The organism is Sphingomonas sp. GW821-FHT04B01 (assembly GCF_059420425.1).
The window spans coordinates 1-18,270 of record NZ_JBWKTR010000022.1 but is presented as its reverse complement, the minus strand read 5'-3'; the positions used below and the strand labels follow the sequence as shown (position 1 = coordinate 18,270).

Below are 18,270 nucleotides of genomic sequence, written 5' to 3'. Positions count from 1 at the left end.
CAAACCTCCCATGATCCACGCGCAGTGAATCAGGAAAGCCACTCCGCCTCAACCCGCTGATTGGGTTTGAGCCCTAGTGAGCGTGGCGGCCACGACTACCATCACCTCAAGGCTTACCTTGACCTTCTCGAAGCTCAGGCGGTGTCCGGCCGGGGCGTCAAACTGGCCCGGGAAATAGTGCCGGGTGTTATTCGGCCTGACCTCGTCGAGGTGCAGCGACACGATGATTTGGCCGGCTTGCAACTGGCTGACATAACGGCGAGTGCCTTCTTTCAAGCTGCTAATATCAGGTCCAACGAAGATCTGGCGACTGCCTTTGCGCTTCAACCCCGCGTGGCGCGGGATGTGAAAGCGAAGTCCGCCGCTGAGTTCGGCCTGCTCCGGCTGCCGTTCAGGCAGCATGGCGACATACCTGAAGAGGCGCGACCGCTGTTCGAGAAATTCGGATATTCGTGGAGTTGTTGACGGGCCCCGGCCTTCTTTTGACTGATCAGGGTACAGGTCGCCATCCTCGAGCAACCATCCAATCAGCTGCCGTTGCGCGGATGCGCTTCAGCAGAAGGGTGTTCCGGCGCATCCCGCCGGGATTATCTGTATGTGGAGGGAGTCACTGCTACAATCGCAGACTTTAAGCCCGAACTCGGTTCGTCCCGTTTCTGAATCGCCTCGACTCCGCTCTGGCGGTATCGGCCAGCTGATACGTCTCGGTTATGCCTCGGCATCGATTAGCCAATCAGACCACCAAGCTAAGTACACGACTTGGTCGGGGAACGGCTTGACGCTAGGGTAGTATCGTGTCTCGATGACGCCATAGCCCGGATGATCGACGAGACTTTGAAACAGGAAGCGCTCAGCTTCTACGGCTTCGGTGGGCGACAATCCCCAATCCAAGATCACCCAACCACTACGTTCGGCTCCCAAGCGTTTTGCCCAGCGCGCGTATGCTCGCCGCCTCTCCGTAGGCTTATACGTAATTCCAACGACGAATTGCCGAACTTTACGAGAAGTTATTATGTCGCGGCATGTGGACAGGAGGCTCTGGAGGTCCGCCATTCATTTCCTTTTACATAGCTGACGATATGGGGCGAGAGCTACGACTACGTCGCACCAGCTTGGTTCACCGCCACCGCCTTTTTATCCGGCGCCACCGGTTGCGAAGCGATGTGCATGCCGTGCCCGACGACGTAACAGGTAGCACCGATTAGCAGCAGGCGCAGCTGCCAGCGATACCAGCGTCCCCCGGCTCGCCTATACCGATTCAACGCATTGTCGATGTCGCGATACCTCGGGTGGTTCGGGCCGACCTCATGAAGCGCGATGTTCGCGGACATAGACCCTTGCAGAGTGTGGGCCCACTGGATGCCGGCGTAGAAGCTGATGCCCCAACTTAGGAGAGCCAAGGCGATTGGAAGCAACGCCCACTCGAGCTTCCGATCTGACGTTTCATGTATGGCGAAGGCGATTGCCGATGCCGCTAACCCGAGGAGCAGCGTACTCAGCCGAGTAGCCTCTTTATTCGTCTCGGATCGGAGGTCTGTGGCCATGTGCGCAGTAGACCTGATTATCTTGCGAACGTGAAGCCCGGGGGCATCGGACTTCGAGGTCGGGCCTCAGCTCACGAACATGGCTTCCACAATGGCCTGCATCAGCACGCCGCGCGGCACCGGCACACTGACCGACGTGTAGCCAGGGTTCTCAGCTCGGCGCTGACCATACAACCCGATCCATGACCGCCCATGCTGCCGCCAAGCGCGCTGTAGCGCTGGCACGGGCAGCAGGACACATGTCGCCGCGGGCGCGTGGGCATATGCGATGAAGTCACAGGCCAGCGGCTTCTGCACCCAGCCGGGTGATTGCCGCGCCTCGTCGGACCAGCGCTCCAGCAGGACATCCGGCCAGTCCTGCGTCCGGATCTTCTCGTCGACTGTGTAGGTCCGGCCGCACGACAGCGTCAGCAGGCGGTCGATTCCTCCGCGTTGAGCCCACCCGTCATGCTCCACGGCGACTGCGGACATCAGTGTCGGAAAGGCGCGGCGATAGATCGGGATCCACCAGTCCGGGCCGTACTGCGCCGCTAAGTCGTGGCTGTCCTTGAAGCGGTGGACACGCCCGAAGCCCCCCATCTGCGATCTGCGGGCGACGGGCCGATGTTGCAACGGCCGGGGTGAGGCCGGCTGCCACGTGACGGGGCTATTCGTAGGTCTTCTCCTGTTTGTACCAGCGGTAGCGACCAGCGCGGTCCCTCAGCGGACCAGCGGACTGGTCGGCGCCATAGATGGGGACGTGGTTGCGCCCCTCATCTTCTTCCTCCGCTCCCCAGAACGTCCGACCATGCTTGTGGACGGGACCGCAGCCGTCATCGTGCGCTCCGTCGATGTCCATCTCAGATTCAAAGTCCGGATCGCCGTCGAACTCGTCCATGCGGTCAATCAGCCGCTCCGTCAGGCGTGATAGCTCGGCGCGGGGCAGCGATGGGATGGCGGCGAGCAAGTGCGCCGCCGTCGCCACGTCGTCGGATCTCGCCCACCGCCGCCGGAGACGACGCGGCCAAGGCGAGCCGGTGCGGTGACCACCACGCAGGACGGGGTGCATCAGGCCCATGATCACCCCTCCCCGTTCTGACGGCGTTCGATGGTGAGGCGCACCGCCTCTGCCCGATCAGGATGCCCCATGATCTGCGACATGACGGTCGTCAGCTCCTCCGCGGGGCAGTGCTCGACGACCAGCCACAGCTTGCGACCGGATGCGAGCGCATAGCCGCCGCCGATCTGGACGAGGTTGTGGAGCCAGGCGGCGGGGTCGAACGCGGGAAGTTGATGCCCTGCGTTCTGAAGCTGCGTCGCCATGATCACGCCTCCCCGCCGGAGAGGCGGCGCACGTCGGCGCGGACAAGTTCCTGATAGCTCGGAATCTGATCGCGATCGTCGTTCCATAGCAGGTCGAGCTTGACGGCCACGGCCGCGAGATCCGGCGCGGGGGTCTCAAACAATGCGTCTTCGGCGGGGGTGATGGCGGTGTACAGCGCATTGCTCTGCTCGGCGATGGCATCCATTCCAAGTGCCTGCCGCGCCTGCTGATGCGCCTCCCATGCCCTCCGAACCTCTCGCGCCTTTATGGTCAGAATCGAGCCGGGAGGGAGGCCTTCGTATCCATCTGGGTCCTTGGGGTCCCACCGATGCCGCACGGTCTGACCGCTCTTCGCGGTATCCTCAAAATAGCATCCGGCGAACGGCGCACGGCGTTCTGCCTCCTCGATGGACGGTTCTTCAACGAGGCGGTAATGCTCGTCGCTCGCCGTTACAGCAGCGCGGTACACGGCAAGGGCACGATCCCAAGCGCGGCGATCAAGCGCGGGCACGGCGGCGGCCTTTGCCGTGTCGACAAGGATTGCAGCCCCCGCGCAAGATGCGAGCGCTCCAGTGCCGAGGCGGAGCAATGAACGGCGTGTGGTGTTCGCGTCCATGATCATGACCCCTTGCTCAGGAGGCGGTTGGCGTGGGCGAGCAGCCGTTCGGCATTGTCACCGTCGATGTTGTTCCACCCGCCTTCGCACAGATGGTCGAGCAGCTCGGTGAACTCGCGCCAAGTGGTCGGTGCCGCGTGATCGGCTTCTAGGCAGGCTTCGATCATGCGATCGGTTTCGCGCTGAAATGCAGCAGCGTCGGCCACCTCTAAATCGGTGGGCAAGGTGTTGAAGCGATGACGGGCGTTGCGGTTCGCATCCATGAGGGAGCGGAAGTCCGCACTACCGACCTGATGCGCCACTGCCAGCGCGGGCACGGCCAAGGCAATGCCTGCCAAGCCCGCGCCACCGATAAGGTCGCGGCGAGTGGTATCGATGTGCTCGATCTTGGCCGGACGCACGTCGGCTGGTAAAGCATTCGTAGCCATGACTGATCTCCTTAGGATCGGTTGTGGTCAGGCCGGGTTTGGAGGGCTCAATCTCCACACCCGGCCGTACTGGTAGATTTTCTACCACTTCCTTCGAGTGACTGCAATAGCCCGTGGTTGCCCGATCGATCCGGGCTGCTATCAGGGCCTGATGGGGATCGCCGTCGAACAGTGCCGAGCAGGCAGAGCCTTGCTGGGTTGGTCGATCGGCGACTTAGCAACCGCTGCGGGTTTGGGTGTAATGACCGTCAATCGATTCGAAGGCGGTCAGACTGTGGCTGATGCCTCAGTGATCAAGATTGCCGAAGCGCTAAAGTCGGCTGGCGTGATCCTGATTGAGGACGGCGCGGCGTCACCTGCCGGACGAGCCGGCGTACGTCTGGCCTGACCTTCTTCTATTTTTCCCTCCCCCCTGCCTTCACCAATCGACCGCATTGCACAATTCCCTACTAGGCTAGGACTTTGTCGATGATCTGGCTTAAACCCTAGGGTTTTCCGGATGCGGAAATGGTTGGCCGCGATGGCAAATAGTGTTGATACGTCTTTGACGATCGTCGACAATTTGGCTTGGAGGAACCAAGCGATGAAATTGTACTCGACCATCTCCTGGGACGTGAAGAACGGGTTCATCAAGACGTGGGACGAGATGCGAAGCGTCGAGATCCACAATGACAGGCGGACCCCGCTGGCCCATGTTGTCGAGGGTGCCCCTGCCCCCGAGTACCTGCTCGGCTCGCCTGCGATCGTATCTGCTGCTCGCCAGCGACTGGTCGACCACGGCATCGATCCGGACAATCGGCGCAGAGAAGGCGTAATTGCCCGTGAGGTCGTCCTGTCGGCCAGTCACGAGTTCTTCGCCGCCGGGTCCGAGGCCGATCGCGCGGCCCGCCTCGACAAGTGGAAGGCAGCGCAGGTGCCTTTCCTCGTCGAGCATTTCGGCGCCCATCGTTTGGTGTCGGTGGTCCTGCATCGCGACGAATACACGCCCCACGTGCATGCGGTCGTTCTGGCACTGAAGCACTCGCCGGATCGTCGCCGGGGGCCGGAGTGGACGCTTGCCGGCGAGGTGCTGGCTGCAACCGGGAAGTGGGCGCAGGACCAGACGAGTTACGCCCGCGCAATGGCACCCTTCGGCCTCTCGAGAGGCAAGGAGAAGAGCGACAACAAGCACAAGCCCTATGGCGAACGAATGGCTGAGATGGATGCCGACCAGAACGCGATCCTGATCCAGCGACAGGACCTTGCTGCCAAACAAGCCGCCGTTGACGAGACGCTTATCGCCCTAAGGGACGGCTGGGCTAATCTTGTTGCAGCCCAGGCCAAGGTCCGGGAGGAAAGCCGGCAAGCCGCCTCCGCGGCGGCAGGCGTCCGCGCCCTGCTAGATGAAGCCCTCGCGGAGCAGGAAGAAGCACGTGCTCGCGGGCGGCACGTCGAGTACCAGTTTCATCTTCTACGCGAACAGAAATTGTCTGCCGACAAACGTGATGCCGATCTGGAGAAACGAGAGCAGGCGCTGCGGGTCAGCACCGGCGTCGGTGTGGAGCATGCCTCTGCCGCAAGCCACCATGTATCTGCGGAATTAGGGCTGCGGTAGTCGCCGAATTGGTGACAGCCTGCAGCATTCCGTCCCGGCGAGGCGTCAGCGTCAATTCGTGTTGTTGCTGCCACGAAGGTCTCGAACGACAGTGATGTCGCTTACGGCCGCACGAACGGCCTCAACGCTGAGCTTGGTATCCACGGTCTCTTCACCATTCGCACCGACCACATAGGCCGGTAGCGGGAGCCGTCGAAGATGACCGATCGTGGCTGTAACCAGATACGGGTTAAAAAGGCCTCCGTCATCAACGACGATGTCATTCTCTTCGTCAAATGTGACCATATCAATGGGGCTGCCGTTGAAGCAATTACGGGGAGAAATGTGAACGACCGAGGCTTCGCCATCCACGTCGATCTTGATCGCCCTCACAATACGTTCACTTATTTCCGGTCCTCTCCCCGGGGATCGTATGCAATGGGCTTATTAATCATTCGTCGTTAGCGGAGCGGCGTTTTAGCGACACTCCCCCATCCCATACTGCCGCCAGTGCCGGTCCCACCGCACGGCAGCCCCGGCAGCGATGACGGCGCACGACAGCGACCGGCCATCCGGCAGGGTGCAGCGCGCGACGATGCGGCTGTAGCTCTTGCCCTGTGGCTGGCAGGTCAGGCGCTTCCCGAGCGTCAGCCGCGACACGATGCTCTGAGCGTGCGCCGCGGCGCGATCACCGCAGGTATAGGCGTTGCGGCGCGCATCAGGCCGGCGACGGGGTCCGGCGCTTTCGAAGTCCGGCGCCTGAATACCAGCCACGCGCTCCTTTTCGCCCGATCGGCACCGTAGGGGGCCGTCGCCGTCGCCGTCACGGACACGGATCACATCGCAGGTGAATGCCGGCAGCTTGGCGGCGGCCAACATCATGGCGATCATCGGTCAGGCCGCAATTCAATCGCTCTCCGCGTTATCCAGCGCGGCGAAGGCATCGCCATCAGCTTGCTGTTTGCAGAGGTGAGCCCGAACCGCCTCGGGGTTGCCCTCGCGCAGAAAAGTACGATCAGCGCTCGCGGCTTCGGCTATGCCGTCCACCCAGTCTCCGCGGTCACGTTGCGTCAGCAACCACCTGCCAACCGCAACCTGCTGCCGAGCATCTTCATTTTGTCCGATCATGCGCATGCCTCCGCCATGGCCCCCGCCTGCCAACGATCATATGTTCAGGATATGTTCCCAAGAATGCATATTGGCATCGGCCGCTTTCATAAGCTCGGCAGAGGCAGACCCAATAGGGCAGCATCTGTGACGAGCTGTGGCGTGCCTGCAACAAGATGGCACCAGATACTCGTGCCGTAGAAACAAATCTTTACATCCAGCATCTCGCCCGACACCTTTGTTTGCGTCGGGGCAGGCCTCGACGGATGTGTGCGCCGCCAGGGGGGTGGCCGCCACAGGGGGAAATACCAATAGTGATCATCGCTTCTCGTCTTGCGCGGAAGGCTGCGCTTCTCGCTGCTGCAACACCCTTCGTGATCGCTCTCTCGATTACGCCATCGACCGCTCAGGCCAGTCCGGCGTCCGCCGCCACCGATCAATCGAGTTCGGCTGAGCAGCCTCAGACTCCCGGTAAAGTAGAGATCGATCGACAACAGGCCGCGCCGACCACGCCGGACGCACAATCAACGCAGCCGGACGGCGATATTGTCGTGACCGGCTCGCTCTTCCGTCGTGCCGACACGGAGACGCCATCGCCCGTCACCATCCTGACCGCCGACACCATCGCCAAGGCAGGCATCACGACGGCAACCGATGCGATCCGCTCGATCTCCGCCGATGGCGCGGGTTCGATCGGTACCGGCTTTCAGTCGGGCTTTAGCGCCGGCGGCTCCGCCGTATCGCTCCGCGGTCTGGGCGTGTCATCCACGCTGGTGCTGGTCGATGGGCTGCGTTCGGCCAATTTCCCGATCAGCGACGACGGCCACAATTCCTACGTCGACCTTAACTCGATCCCGTTCAGCCTGATCGACCGGATCGAAGTGCTGAAGGACGGCGCGTCGTCAACCTACGGCGCGGATGCGATCGGCGGCGTGGTCAACCTGATCCTCAAGAAGCACGTCGTCGGCCTGACCGGCACGGTCGAGGCGGGTCTGGCGGAGAAGGGCGACGGCGCACGCCAGCGTGCAAACCTGACGCTCGGCTATGGCGACTATGAGGACAAGGGCTTCAACGTATACATCAACGGCGAATACCAGCGCGACGGCCGCATCTCGAACCACAGCCGCGGCTTCCCGTACAATACGCAGGATCTGACCAGCATCGGCGGCAACGACCTCAACACCGCCGACCAGAACCTAACCACCGCCACTCCCAGTGCGGTCGTGGTGCGCGTGCGCCAGACCGACCTGAACAACCCGCTGGCGGGTTCGACGGCGGCGCTGAGCACGCAGTTCCAAACGCTGAACCTCGGCACCTGCAGCAACGGTACTTATCGGCAAACCAGTGCGGCGGTGAACGGCGTTGGTTGCCGTTACGATCTCGTCGATCGTTACCGGCAGATCCAGCCGTTGCAGGAGCGCTATTCGGTCAACGGCCGGATCAGTGTCCGCCTGAGCGATTCGATCGAGGGTTATATCACCGGCAGCTACAGCCGCAGCGATGTGAGCATCAGGGGCACGCCGTCGGCGATCCGTGCGACGCAGCCGTTCGGCGGCGCACCGGCGGCCGCTTCGAGCAACCCGGGTGTCGTCCTGCCGGTGTACATCTGCACGTCGGGCATCAATTGTTCGGTGCCGGGCACGGCAGGTCGCCAGCTCAACCCGAACAACCCCTATGCCGCCGCCTTCGCCAACGATCCGAACAACGGTGCGGCGCGCATCTATTACCTGTTCGGCGACATCCCGGTCGGCAGCGACCGAACCAACGAGGTGTATCGCGGCACCGCCGGTCTGGACGGCAGCTTCGGCGAAGGCTGGAACTGGCGCGTGCAGGGCGCCTATGCGCGCGACGAGCTGGAGATCACGCAGCACGGCCTGATCAATATCGCCGCCCTGCGCAGCGCGATCAACACCGGCAGCTACAATTTCGTCAATCCGAGTCTGAACAGCCAGGCGGTGCGCGATACGCTGTCGCCCGACAAGACGACGCCGTCACATTCGACGATGGCATCGCTCGATGCATCGCTCAGCAAGGCGCTGTTCGAACTGCCGGGTGGCTCGTTGCAGGTCGCCGTCGGCGGGCAGGTGCGCCGCGAGACGCTGGAGAACAACAACCAGAACGTCGCGCTCGACACCTATGGTCTGACGACGTCGTCGTCGTTCGGTAAGCACACGGTTTCGGCGGGTTACTTCGAGATCGATGCGCCGATCCTCAACATCCTCGATGTCAACGCCTCGGGCCGTTACGATCACTATTCGGAAGGGTTCGGCCGCTTCTCACCTAAGGTCGGCGTCAAGTTCTCGCCGTTCAAGCAGTTGGCGATTCGCGGCACCTATTCGCAGGGTTTCCGCGCACCGACCTTCGCCGAGAGCGGCGTACGCAGCCAATATGCGGGCTTCGTCACTTATACCCCGCCTTGTAATTTCATTCTGGCGCATGGCGGCACCGGCACCACAACGACGTGTAGCAGCAACGGCAATCCTTACGGCCAGTCCTATTCGCTGGGCCGCGGCGTCGCCGGCAATCCGGACCTTAAGCCGGAAACCTCGCGCAGCTTCACCGCCGGCGTGATCGTGCAGCCGGTCAAGTGGTTCAGCTTCACCGCCGACTATTACAACGTCAAGAAGTCGGACCTGATCGTCGCCGGGCCGTTGATCGGTGCGGCACAGGCGGCTTACTACAGCGCGAGCAACGTCGCGGCGGCACAGGCTGCGGTCGCCAACGTCGGTCCGGGCTATTCGGTCAATCTGGTCGATGCGCCCGATCCCGCATTCCCGGGCGCCCTGCCCCGCGTGCTGATCATCAACGTGCCGTTCGTGAACGCCGATTACTCGATCACCTCGGGTATCGATCTGGCGGCGACCGCGAACGTTCCGCTGGGTGAGGGTTCGACCTTCACCAGCCGTGTCGAGGTCACCCACCTGTTCAAGTACGACCTGCACACCAGCGGTGGCGTGCAGAAATATGCGGGCACGATGGGTCCGTACGATCTGTCGTCGGGCAATGGCACGCCGTCGTGGCGCGGCAACTGGCAGAATACGCTTCAGGTAGGCGCATACTCTTTGACCGCGACGACGTATTTCGTTGACAAGATCAAGGCAGTTGCAACCGACCAAGGCAATCTGTCGACCGCCTGCACGGCGGCGCTGTACAAAGCGACCACTGATACAACCGGCGGCGATCGTTTTTGCTACGTCAAAAAGTTCATCAATGTCGACTTGAACGGATCGGTGAAGGTCAACGACGACTTCACGTTCTTCGTTAACGTCGGCAACGTGTTCAACGCGCATGCACCGGTGGCTCCCGCGGCATATGCGAGCGCGCCGAACTTCCTGACTACATGGCATTATGCCGGCCTGGTCGGCCGCACCTTCCGCGCGGGTGCCAGCTTCGGCTTCTAAACAGGTGCGTCTTTGAGGGAGGGGTTTCCCCCTCCCTCACTCTCTGTGCGGAGACTCGCGCGTCGGGAACACTGGGCCGCGCACCGTCATCTTGTCAGCCGGATACGGCTGCTGGAGCGCCACCACGTCGTCGTAGCTGCCGCGCAGCCACCGGTCCCAATCCGCTTCATGCAGGATCGTGATCATCGCCTTGGGGTGGATAGGCGCGACCAACTCGTTCGGATTGCAGGTCACCATCGTGAACCCTGTCCCCTTCGCCGTCTGCTGCCAGAACCCAGCTACGGCGAACACCGGCTGATCCGGCACGTCGAACCACATCTCGCCCTTGATGGGCGAGCCGTCACCAACCTTGTGCTTGTCCGGTGTCCACTCGCAAAACTCTGTGAGCGGCACGAGGCATCGGTTGTGCGGCTCGGCAGCCAGTCGCCGCCACTGCGGCAAGCCCAAGTTGCGGACGTTGGTCATAGGCCATGCAGCGCCGCCGCCAAGGACGTCCCACAGCATCATATCGACAGCACGCCGGCCGCGTTCTTCGCGCACGACGAACGCCTTCGACTTTGGAAACAGCTCCTGAGGGTCCTTGTTCGGCCGGACGACGTCCTGCGCCCAGCTCGCCCCGAAGCGCTCGAACAGCGTCTCTGGTTCGCCGGAAAAGCGCGCGCGATTGCACATGCGGCTAAATACTCCCGGTCACGCGTCGAGGTCCTCATCGTCCGATTTGGCATCGATGCCGCGGGCAGCCAGAGCATCGCGTAGTTGCCTCTGGATACTTGCCCCATTGAGGTGGCCGTGAACGCCATCGCGCCCTTCCGCGCTCAACTGCGCACGGATGTCGGCAACCGAATGGCAGGCTCCGGACCGGGCGAGCTGGAAGGCGCGCTCGATAGTGCCGATCTCGTTGTCCCTGTTCATAAGCCTGCGCCGCTCATCCCCGATATGAAGGTCAAATCGTTCTCTCCGTCTTTAAGGCGAGAACCATGCTTGCCCAATTTCACCTCCGAGGAAAGATCCTTCGACTGGGGTTCAGTTTCCCATCAAAGCCAAAAGCAGCACGGTCGTTGCGCCGTAGAAAGCGACCTGCCAAAGCGCCAGCATACCGAGCGCAACGCCCGGCTTCCCGCGAGCCCATTCGTGCTTAATCGCACACTTCACGCTACCGGGGATGAGCCAGCTGCGATCGAGAACGTGCAGCATCTTACGTTCGGCAGGCGACATAGGATCTTGCATCTCAATCTCTCGTAGATGTCGCTGGCGTACGCCGGCGTGGGTATGAGTCACCGGCTCCCGCGAGTGGCGCTTCGTCCGTGGTGTCAGGTGGGGGAAGCGGACGAAGCGCCGGCACACCCTCCAGTACGCGACAGGGAGTCTGTGCTCTGGGTCGGCGTAATCGCATCGTTCGATTAAGAATAAGAGCAGAGGCTGTGCCTCGGCGCTGCTGCCTTATGTGACCTGTCATAGCCGGTCAGAAGCCGCCACTTATGATTCGCCACCATCGCCTGACGCGTTGCATCCACGTCTTGCGGTCGTGTTTGAACCGACGGCCTTCTTCGGTGGGGCGTCGTGCGCGGTTGCTGATTGGTCGGCGAGCCATGCCACTTCATGACTGCGGACGATTGCATCGGTCGTGAACACGCTGGTCTGGCGCGGTTCAGTTACGACCTGACGGTCGGCACCTCGGCGATACTCGTCGTCCATGAGGGCGATCGCATCTCAGAACGCAGCTTCCATTCGCGTCGGAATCCCTGCGATGCCGTCACCGCAGTCCACTTCCCGAACTTGCCGTTGATCTCGTCGAGTGCGCTCATCAGCCGGTCACGCTTGCCGGTGTCGTCTTCGAACAATGTTCGCGGCCGCATGTCGGCGGCGACGAGGTCATCCAGCATGATGCCCGCCTTCGTGTACGCGTAACCATCTCGCCATGCCCGTTCAGCGCCACGGCGGGCGGCGGCGATCAGTTCAAGGCTGTCATTCGTCATCGGGTGCAGGGTCACCGTACGTGATCCCGCATATTGCGGCCGATCGGGCTTATGGCGGTTGGTGTGGAAGAAGGCGGTCAACCTAGCGGCGACAAGACCGTGCTGCCGCAGCTTCTCACCGGCGCGCAGGGCGTATTGGCTGAGCGCACCCATTAGCCCGTCGAACGTGGTCACCGGCGTCCCAAACGATCGCGTTACGGCCATGCCCTTGCGTTGGGGAGCGACCATCTCGACGGCGGCGGAAGGGACACCGCGTAGCTCGGCGACAAGCCGTTCCAGCACCACGGTCCCGACAGCACGCGCCTGCTTCATCGGCATGTCGCGGAGGGTGCCGGCGGTGGTGATGCCGAGGTCCGTCAGCTTGCGCGCCGTTGCGCCGCCAACGCCCCAAACGTCCTCGACCGGAAAGGCATGCATCACGTCGCGCCTAATCCCATCGTCGCGGAGATCGGCCACGCCGTTGAAGTCGGCGTTCTTCTTGGCGGCGGCATTGGCGAGTTTCGCCAGGGTTTTGGTCTCGGCGATGCCCACGCAGGTTGGGATCGTCGTCCACTGGCGCACCTGATCCCGCATCTCGTGCGCGTGAGCGACGAGATCGCGGTCTTCGAAGCCGGCGAGGTCGAGGAAGGTCTCGTCGATCGAATAGATCTCGAAGTCGCGGGCGAACGCCTCGCATGCGGCGATCACCCGGCGCTGCATGTCGCCGTACAGGGTGTAGTTGGACGACAGCACACGGATGCGATGCTGCCGCACCTTGTCACGCAGATGGTGGATAGGGTCGCCCATCTTGATGCCCAGGGCCTTCGCCTCGGCCGATCGGGCAATGGCGCAGCCATCGTTGTTCGACAGGACGATCACCGGGACACCGACGAGGCTGGCATCGAATGCCCGCTCGCACGACACATAGTAGTTGTTGCAGTCGATCAGCGCGATCGGCGTGCTCATGGCACCTGGCGGGCGACACCCACCACCACGCCCCAGATCTCGACATGCTCGTCCACCAGGATGTGCGAATAGCCCTCCGCCTCCGGCACGAGCCAGTGCCGGCCATCCATATGCCGCAGGCGCTTCAACGTCCGCTCCCCATGGACCAGCGCCACGACGATCGCACCACTGCGCGGCTGCTTGGCGCGGTTGACCACGATCAAGTCGCCATCGTTGATCCCTGCCCCGGCCATCGACTGTCCATCGACCCGCATGATGTAGCTGGCGGCAGGATGCTGGACGAGCCAGGCGCCAAGGTCGATCGGATCCTGCATGTCGTCCTGAGCTGGCGAGGGGAAGCCAGCCGGCGTGCGGCACAGGAAATAGGGCACCTCACGCGGCACCAGCTCGAACGGTATTTCGTGCAGGCGCAACGTGTTCATGGCGACTCCCTCTTCGGTCCGCTCTTAACGCGTGTTAGAACTAAAGGGGAACAAAGAATCTGCGGCTGAGGCTGGATTGTCGTAGATAGGGCACGGGCACGCGCCGCATCCGGGCTCAGATGGGTCCTGCTATGGCCGTCCCTTCTGGGTAACCCATGTTACAGGCTAACGGTGGTTTAACGATCAATCGGTAGGTTCATGCCGTCTTCCTGAAAGTTGATCATGCCCCGTCGGATCCGCTCATTGTTGCAGTCTCTCAGCAACGAAGTCACTGCGCACGCTACGAAGGCAGAGGCAATAGCTGGGCAGACCAACCTGCTTGCCCTTAACGCCACCATAGAGGCTGCGCGTGCGGGCGATGCAGGCCGGGGTTTCTCTGTTGTCGCTCAGGAAGTGAAGAGCTTAGCGGCCGTCGCTAGGTCATCGGCCACCAAGTTCCGCGATGAGGTTCTTGAATACCTTCATCACGGCTCCGCGATTGCGGACGAACTTGCGCGCGACATTGAGGGTGGTCGTCTAGCAGATCTGGCACAATCGATAGCTGGCACCCTTGCCCGGACGCTTTACGACCGATCAATTGATATTCGCATGCTTGCGACAGACCACAGTGTTTGCGAAGCCTTGCTGCTCGATCGAAGATCGGCCCGGGCGGAAGCGCGGGCATTGAGCCGGCTACGCAAGTTGCTCGAATGCTCGCCCTATTTTCTGAATGCCTTTGTGGTGGACGCTGAGGGCAACGTGGCTGTCTGCGCTCACGACAACGCCGCCGTTAGGAACGTTAATTTTAAAGGGTACACCCAATATCAACGTGTCATGTCTGCCCCGCCAGAGGTCGACTGGATTACCGACGAGGTTTGGAAGAATCCTTGGTCTCAAGACCGTTGCGTCTTGGTCTATGTCGCACCGGTACGCATTGAGGGCGCGACGGTTGGCGCCTGTTACTTGGAATACGACTTCGAAGGGCAGGTTGCCAATATCATGAACGTAGTCAATCGGACCGCCCGCAACGCGGTCGCGTCCATTGTAGATTCGCAAAACCGGGTGGTCGCGACGACAGGCACGTACCGTTATCATGCTCTCTATCCTTACAAAGCTGCCGATGGATCGGGAGAATTGATGGACGGGCTGAACTTGGCGCAGGCGGTGGTGAGAGCCGAGCATGGAATAAGCGGCCTTGATCTGAGCTGCGTCATCGAAGAGCATGTTGAGACCGAGGAGCAAATTGCGCGTGCGCTTCAAATGCGCGCGCGGTCGCAATGACAATCGGGACCGCTGGCGTCGCAACTGTGGCCTAGAAAGGCCTAGATGAGGGCAACCATAAGGGTCGAGGCCCGACGCGTGTACCAGCGATCATTGGTTGACCTGACAGGCATATTTATCTCGCCCCAAGCATGCTTAGCCAATAGGCGCATCGGGATGAGGTTCTGCAATTGACGGGACCTACAGGCGGACGCAGCATGGGTTAGCCCGATAACCGGGTGGAGGATGTTCAATGCGCAAGCTTATGATCGCTGCAATCAGCGTCGGCCTTCTCGCCACCGCCTCACCATCCGTGGCGGCACCCTGTCGCGACTCGAAGGGTAAGTTCATCAAATGCCCAGACAAGGCCCCGGTGAAAGCGACCCGCTGTAAGGCCGCCAATGGCAAGTTCGCGAAATGCGGCACGGCTGGTGCGAAGCCGGTCTAACGAATGAGCTGAGCTGAACGATGTTTAGCGACGGGCATCAGTTAGGATGAAGGGTGACATCCCGTGACGTGCCCGTCGCGCTGATTGTTGAGGATCAGCGTGTTCGCTGACGCTGACGCGAGGGCGGCAGAACAGCGGTGTAGGCGAGCGACACTACAAACTACCCGCCTCTCGAAACACGTCTCCTCAGCAACGTTCAGCGTCGATCTGTCGAGGATGCGATGTCGAACGCCACGGTTTGAGTTCGTACTACACGCCAGGCATTGCCTACCTTGTCCCGAGCGGGTGCAAAGACGTAGCGTGCGGGCATCGCTCGGCATGCGGCAACGTCAAACTCGGGGAGGCCGCTGGATACTAGGGTCGCACATTTTTCAACGTGGCCTTTGACATCAACGATGTACCGCAGCGTCATCGATATGCTTTTCTGATTGCCTGGCAGTCTCGGCACGTAGAGCGTCACATCGGCGGGATATTCGCCAGGCTTTTTACTATGGAGCATCCAGGTGACGCCGAACCGATATATTCCAGCTATCGGCGCACCTGCCTCGTCTTTTGCGGCATTGAATTTGCCACGATGCATAGCGGCAGCGCATGTCTGTCCGTCAAGATCCGGCGCCCCGCTGGAAACGACGACGTAGCAAGCTTTCGGCCGGCCAGTTTTGTCGACGAATATGTCTGCTTGGGTCAGTCCTGACGCCTCAGCGAAAACCGCCACGTCGGGATACTGTACGCCGGTCAACCAATCCGCTTGGTTGATAGGGGTGGGCGGAACAAAGTCCAGTTCACTGGCAGCGGCGAGCAACAGCCAAATCACAGATACTCCCCCCGAATCATAATGTCATTGTGTCAAGGCTAGCGACCGACGGCAATATCCTGCACTGGCAAGCCGAGCTCGGCGCCCTGTGCTCGATTCTGAGACCCAACTGCAAGGCGGAGGGGCCGGATGATGAAGCCCACGAGATGGAAGAGGTGCAGGAAGACGCAGCCAAAGAGCGCGAAGAGAACGGCGGGTATCAGTAGAGGCGCGCGCCCCCAAGAAGCTCCGTTGCCGACGACAAGCCCTGCGCGTAAGATCGGACCATGTTCGAGGTAGCGGGTCACGGTTTCTGGTTTCTTGTAGGGCTCGCCGTCTTTCCGCGCATCACACTCTTATTGTTCGCTAGCACGCCGTTTGGATGGCTTGCCTGGCTCGGATGGTTGATCGCGCCGCACCTGCTCGTCGCGATCTTGGCCCTACCGTCCTGGCACACGCACCCCGTACTGGTGATCATCGCTTGGATAATGGCGTTAGTGGGCACTGGCGGCGAAGCCCGGTCAGCACGCCGTTGATCTCTGGCTAATCGTGACGGCGCAGCCCCCGCAACCCCGGTATAAGGGCGGCACGCTTGCCGCCGTCGGCGTGATCGCTTTCATTGTAGGTCGATGGTCGGCCGATCCCGAAATGCCGCGGCGCCCGAACGCCGCGGTCGCCACACCCTCAAGTGAGTCGGCGACGCCTCCGCTCGTCACCGGCGGCACGGCAGAGGAGCCGATGACTGATCATCTTACGCCATTGGCGGAGGCCGACGACGATCGCGACGCTAGCCCACAGACTGTCGAATCGGTCTACTACCGCAACTGCTCCGCCGCTCGCGCTGCTGGTGCGGCGCCGATCCGTGATGGTGACCCTGGCTACGCTGGTCACCTAGACCGGGATGGCGATGGGGTCGCCTGCGAGTAGCAGCGGGCTCCTGCAACGATCACGCGGTATACTTAATAGTTGCGCGTCAACGGCGCCAATCTGTTGCGTCCGTTGATCAAACAGAGTAATGGTTGACGGTCGAGTAGAGCGCCCCCGGCAGCGCATCCTGAAGTAATAGGATGCCGCCCTTGAACGACTTCAGCACCGCGCCTATCAATTACTCTGGCCTTTTGACCCAGGTTAATGCTCAGCCTTTGATGCAGGGCCTTGCTCTCCGAAATGACCGGCAACAGCTGAACAACGCGCAGGCCGAACGTGCCGAGCGAAGGCACCTCGCGGAGGTGAAATTTACCCAGCAGCAAGAGGAGGATAAGGTCTGGCATGCCGACCTAGCCGACCTGGCTGCGGACTTTACCCCGGAAAAGCTGCGAGACACGATGTGGAAGCATCCTGATAAGCAGGAGGCTCTGTCCAACGGTTTCTCAACATACAGTCGCAGTGTCCAGCAAGACGTGATTAAGTCGACGGCTAGCGTGTTGAGCGCCCTTGCCAGCGGCAATGCGGATCTCGCAGGGAACGTGTTGCAGGAACGTCGCGACACCCTCGTGAAGGGAAATATCAACAGCGACCAGACGGATGCACTCTACCGGCTGGTGAAGTCGGACGACCCCGCCGACCGGCAGAAGGCATATGCGATGCTCGGCACGATCATGTCCGGCGCAGTCGGTCCTGAACATGCCGCCGGCATGATGGAGACGATGGGTATTGGGGCAAAGGCCGAAGACCGGCGCCTCGACAATGTGCGCCAGGCGGCGGCCGCCGCCGAGACGGCTCGACACAATCGAGTCAGCGAAGGTGTTGCGTCAGGCAATCTTGCTCTGTCGCGTCAACGCGAAGGCCGCGTCTCCCGCGACTCGAGCAAGGGATCGGCCAAGTCAGCCAAGCTCCCCTCCGGCTTCATTCTGGATTGATGATCATGGACGAAGACGAATACGGCACCCCGCCGGCCACCGCGCAGGACGCGTCGACCGATCCAATGGAAGGCCGCACGGCCACAAACCCGAAAACCGGTCAGAAGGTCGTGTATCGGGGCGGCAGCTGGCATGCCGTTGAAGGCACCTATGGTGTCCCCCTGCCCGACACCGCCGCAAAGCGTGTCGAGGATGACGTCTCGGTGTACGCCTCGCTCAAGAACGCCGCGGGTGGCTTCAAGGACAACTTCGCTGGGAACACCCTTACCGGAGAATTGGAAAACAAGATCCAGGGCGCGACCGGCTGGGCCACGGAAGGTCAGCGAGACTGGTGGGCGAAATTCCGCTCGGCAGACAACCAGATCCGCAACCAGCTCTTTGGCGCGGCGCTAACGCCGGCGGAGAAGGAGGCTTACGAGTCTACGACGGTCGATCCGTCGATGGACCCAGCCGAGGTAAAGCGGAACCTCGCCAGTCGGCAGGAGATCGTGCGCAGCGCTCTGGCGCGCAGGACCAATTACCTCAAGGCGAATGGCTACCGTGCTAGGGTCAGGACCCATTGATGGGAGAGGCGCGATCTGATTGAGGCTCCGTGAGGAGACCGTGAATGAGCGAC

23 protein-coding genes are annotated in these 18,270 nt (G+C 61.6%); 7 read left to right on the top strand and 16 right to left on the bottom strand.

The window, feature by feature from the left end:
* Positions 1–48: 48 nt before the first annotated feature.
* From AC07UH_RS21135 to AC07UH_RS21105, 7 genes are all read right to left on the bottom strand, one after another.
* Positions 49–402: a hypothetical protein gene (locus AC07UH_RS21135; protein ID WP_495182154.1), complete on the bottom strand. Its 354-nt coding sequence runs from the start codon at positions 400–402 to the stop codon at positions 49–51.
* Between the two features lie 695 nt (positions 403–1,097).
* Complete coding sequence (locus AC07UH_RS21130) at positions 1,098–1,331, bottom strand: hypothetical protein (RefSeq protein WP_495189991.1); 234 nt, start codon at positions 1,329–1,331, stop codon at positions 1,098–1,100.
* Between the two features lie 279 nt (positions 1,332–1,610).
* Complete coding sequence (locus tag AC07UH_RS21125; protein ID WP_495182152.1) at positions 1,611–2,123, bottom strand: hypothetical protein; 513 nt, start codon at positions 2,121–2,123, stop codon at positions 1,611–1,613.
* 67 nt (positions 2,124–2,190) lie between these two features.
* Complete coding sequence (locus AC07UH_RS21120) at positions 2,191–2,601, bottom strand: hypothetical protein (protein ID WP_495182151.1); 411 nt, start codon at positions 2,599–2,601, stop codon at positions 2,191–2,193.
* Positions 2,602–2,603: 2 nt separating this feature from the next.
* Positions 2,604–2,846 carry a hypothetical protein gene (locus AC07UH_RS21115; protein ID WP_495182150.1) on the bottom strand — a complete coding sequence of 81 codons (243 nt, stop codon included), beginning with the start codon at positions 2,844–2,846 and terminating at the stop codon, positions 2,604–2,606.
* A 2-nt stretch (positions 2,847–2,848) separates the two neighbouring features.
* Entirely contained in the window at positions 2,849–3,469 is a 621-nt protein-coding gene (locus tag AC07UH_RS21110) for a hypothetical protein (RefSeq protein ID WP_495189990.1), read from the bottom strand.
* Positions 3,466–3,891 (bottom strand): twin-arginine translocation signal domain-containing protein, encoded by a 426-nt coding sequence (locus tag AC07UH_RS21105; RefSeq protein WP_495182148.1) that lies wholly within the window; start codon positions 3,889–3,891, stop codon positions 3,466–3,468. Before AC07UH_RS21105 ends, AC07UH_RS21110 begins: the two co-directional genes overlap by 4 nt.
* 151 nt (positions 3,892–4,042) lie before the next feature.
* Between AC07UH_RS21105 and AC07UH_RS21100 the strand changes: the two genes are divergently transcribed.
* Both AC07UH_RS21100 and AC07UH_RS21095 read left to right on the top strand, forming a co-directional pair.
* Positions 4,043–4,279, top strand: coding sequence for a helix-turn-helix domain-containing protein (locus AC07UH_RS21100; protein WP_495182147.1), 237 nt, complete (start codon positions 4,043–4,045; stop codon positions 4,277–4,279).
* Between the two features lie 156 nt (positions 4,280–4,435).
* Entirely contained in the window at positions 4,436–5,485 is a 1,050-nt protein-coding gene (locus AC07UH_RS21095; RefSeq protein ID WP_495189989.1) for a plasmid recombination protein, read from the top strand.
* Positions 5,486–5,536: 51 nt separating this feature from the next.
* Here AC07UH_RS21095 and AC07UH_RS21090 read toward each other — a convergent pair whose 3' ends face one another.
* From AC07UH_RS21090 to AC07UH_RS21080, 3 genes are all read right to left on the bottom strand, one after another.
* Complete coding sequence (locus tag AC07UH_RS21090; RefSeq protein ID WP_495182145.1) at positions 5,537–5,857, bottom strand: hypothetical protein; 321 nt, start codon at positions 5,855–5,857, stop codon at positions 5,537–5,539.
* An 84-nt stretch (positions 5,858–5,941) separates the two neighbouring features.
* Positions 5,942–6,355, bottom strand: coding sequence for a thermonuclease family protein (locus tag AC07UH_RS21085; RefSeq protein WP_495182144.1), 414 nt, complete (start codon positions 6,353–6,355; stop codon positions 5,942–5,944).
* A gap of 15 nt (positions 6,356–6,370) precedes the next feature.
* Positions 6,371–6,598, bottom strand: a complete 228-nt coding sequence (locus tag AC07UH_RS21080) for a hypothetical protein (protein WP_495182143.1) — start codon at positions 6,596–6,598, stop codon at positions 6,371–6,373.
* Between the two features lie 239 nt (positions 6,599–6,837).
* On the opposite strand from AC07UH_RS21080, the gene AC07UH_RS21075 reads away from it, so the two are divergent.
* Complete coding sequence (locus AC07UH_RS21075) at positions 6,838–9,972, top strand: TonB-dependent receptor plug domain-containing protein (protein ID WP_495182142.1); 3,135 nt, start codon at positions 6,838–6,840, stop codon at positions 9,970–9,972.
* A 36-nt stretch (positions 9,973–10,008) separates the two neighbouring features.
* On the opposite strand, the gene AC07UH_RS21070 is transcribed toward AC07UH_RS21075, so the two are convergent.
* The 5 genes from AC07UH_RS21070 to AC07UH_RS21050 form a co-directional block, all read right to left on the bottom strand.
* Positions 10,009–10,644, bottom strand: coding sequence for an SOS response-associated peptidase family protein (locus AC07UH_RS21070; protein ID WP_495182141.1), 636 nt, complete (start codon positions 10,642–10,644; stop codon positions 10,009–10,011).
* A gap of 18 nt (positions 10,645–10,662) precedes the next feature.
* A complete protein-coding gene (locus AC07UH_RS21065; protein ID WP_495182140.1) occupies positions 10,663–10,884 on the bottom strand; it encodes a hypothetical protein in 222 nt (73 codons plus the stop codon).
* 111 nt (positions 10,885–10,995) lie between these two features.
* On the bottom strand, positions 10,996–11,187 hold the full coding sequence (locus AC07UH_RS21060; protein ID WP_495182139.1) for a hypothetical protein: 192 nt from the start codon (positions 11,185–11,187) through the stop codon (positions 10,996–10,998).
* A 437-nt stretch (positions 11,188–11,624) separates the two neighbouring features.
* Positions 11,625–12,893: a Y-family DNA polymerase gene (locus AC07UH_RS21055; protein WP_495182138.1), complete on the bottom strand. Its 1,269-nt coding sequence runs from the start codon at positions 12,891–12,893 to the stop codon at positions 11,625–11,627.
* Positions 12,890–13,315 (bottom strand): LexA family protein, encoded by a 426-nt coding sequence (locus tag AC07UH_RS21050; protein WP_495182137.1) that lies wholly within the window; start codon positions 13,313–13,315, stop codon positions 12,890–12,892. Before AC07UH_RS21050 ends, AC07UH_RS21055 begins: the two co-directional genes overlap by 4 nt.
* Before the next feature lie 222 nt (positions 13,316–13,537).
* Here AC07UH_RS21050 and AC07UH_RS21045 point away from each other — a divergent pair, with 222 nt between their 5' ends.
* Positions 13,538–14,575: a cache domain-containing protein gene (locus AC07UH_RS21045; protein WP_495182136.1), complete on the top strand. Its 1,038-nt coding sequence runs from the start codon at positions 13,538–13,540 to the stop codon at positions 14,573–14,575.
* Positions 14,576–15,198: 623 nt separating this feature from the next.
* Here AC07UH_RS21045 and AC07UH_RS21040 read toward each other — a convergent pair.
* On the bottom strand, positions 15,199–15,816 hold the full coding sequence (locus AC07UH_RS21040) for an energy transducer TonB (RefSeq protein WP_495182134.1): 618 nt from the start codon (positions 15,814–15,816) through the stop codon (positions 15,199–15,201).
* 627 nt (positions 15,817–16,443) lie between these two features.
* Here AC07UH_RS21040 and AC07UH_RS21035 point away from each other — a divergent pair.
* The 3 genes from AC07UH_RS21035 (at position 16,444) to AC07UH_RS21025 (ending at position 18,217) form a co-directional block, all read left to right on the top strand.
* Positions 16,444–16,722: an excalibur calcium-binding domain-containing protein gene (locus tag AC07UH_RS21035; RefSeq protein ID WP_495182155.1), complete on the top strand. Its 279-nt coding sequence runs from the start codon at positions 16,444–16,446 to the stop codon at positions 16,720–16,722.
* Between the two features lie 149 nt (positions 16,723–16,871).
* Complete coding sequence (locus tag AC07UH_RS21030) at positions 16,872–17,654, top strand: hypothetical protein (RefSeq protein WP_495182133.1); 783 nt, start codon at positions 16,872–16,874, stop codon at positions 17,652–17,654.
* Positions 17,655–17,659: 5 nt separating this feature from the next.
* Positions 17,660–18,217 carry a hypothetical protein gene (locus AC07UH_RS21025; RefSeq protein ID WP_495182132.1) on the top strand — a complete coding sequence of 186 codons (558 nt, stop codon included), beginning with the start codon at positions 17,660–17,662 and terminating at the stop codon, positions 18,215–18,217.
* Positions 18,218–18,270 lie beyond the last annotated feature (53 nt).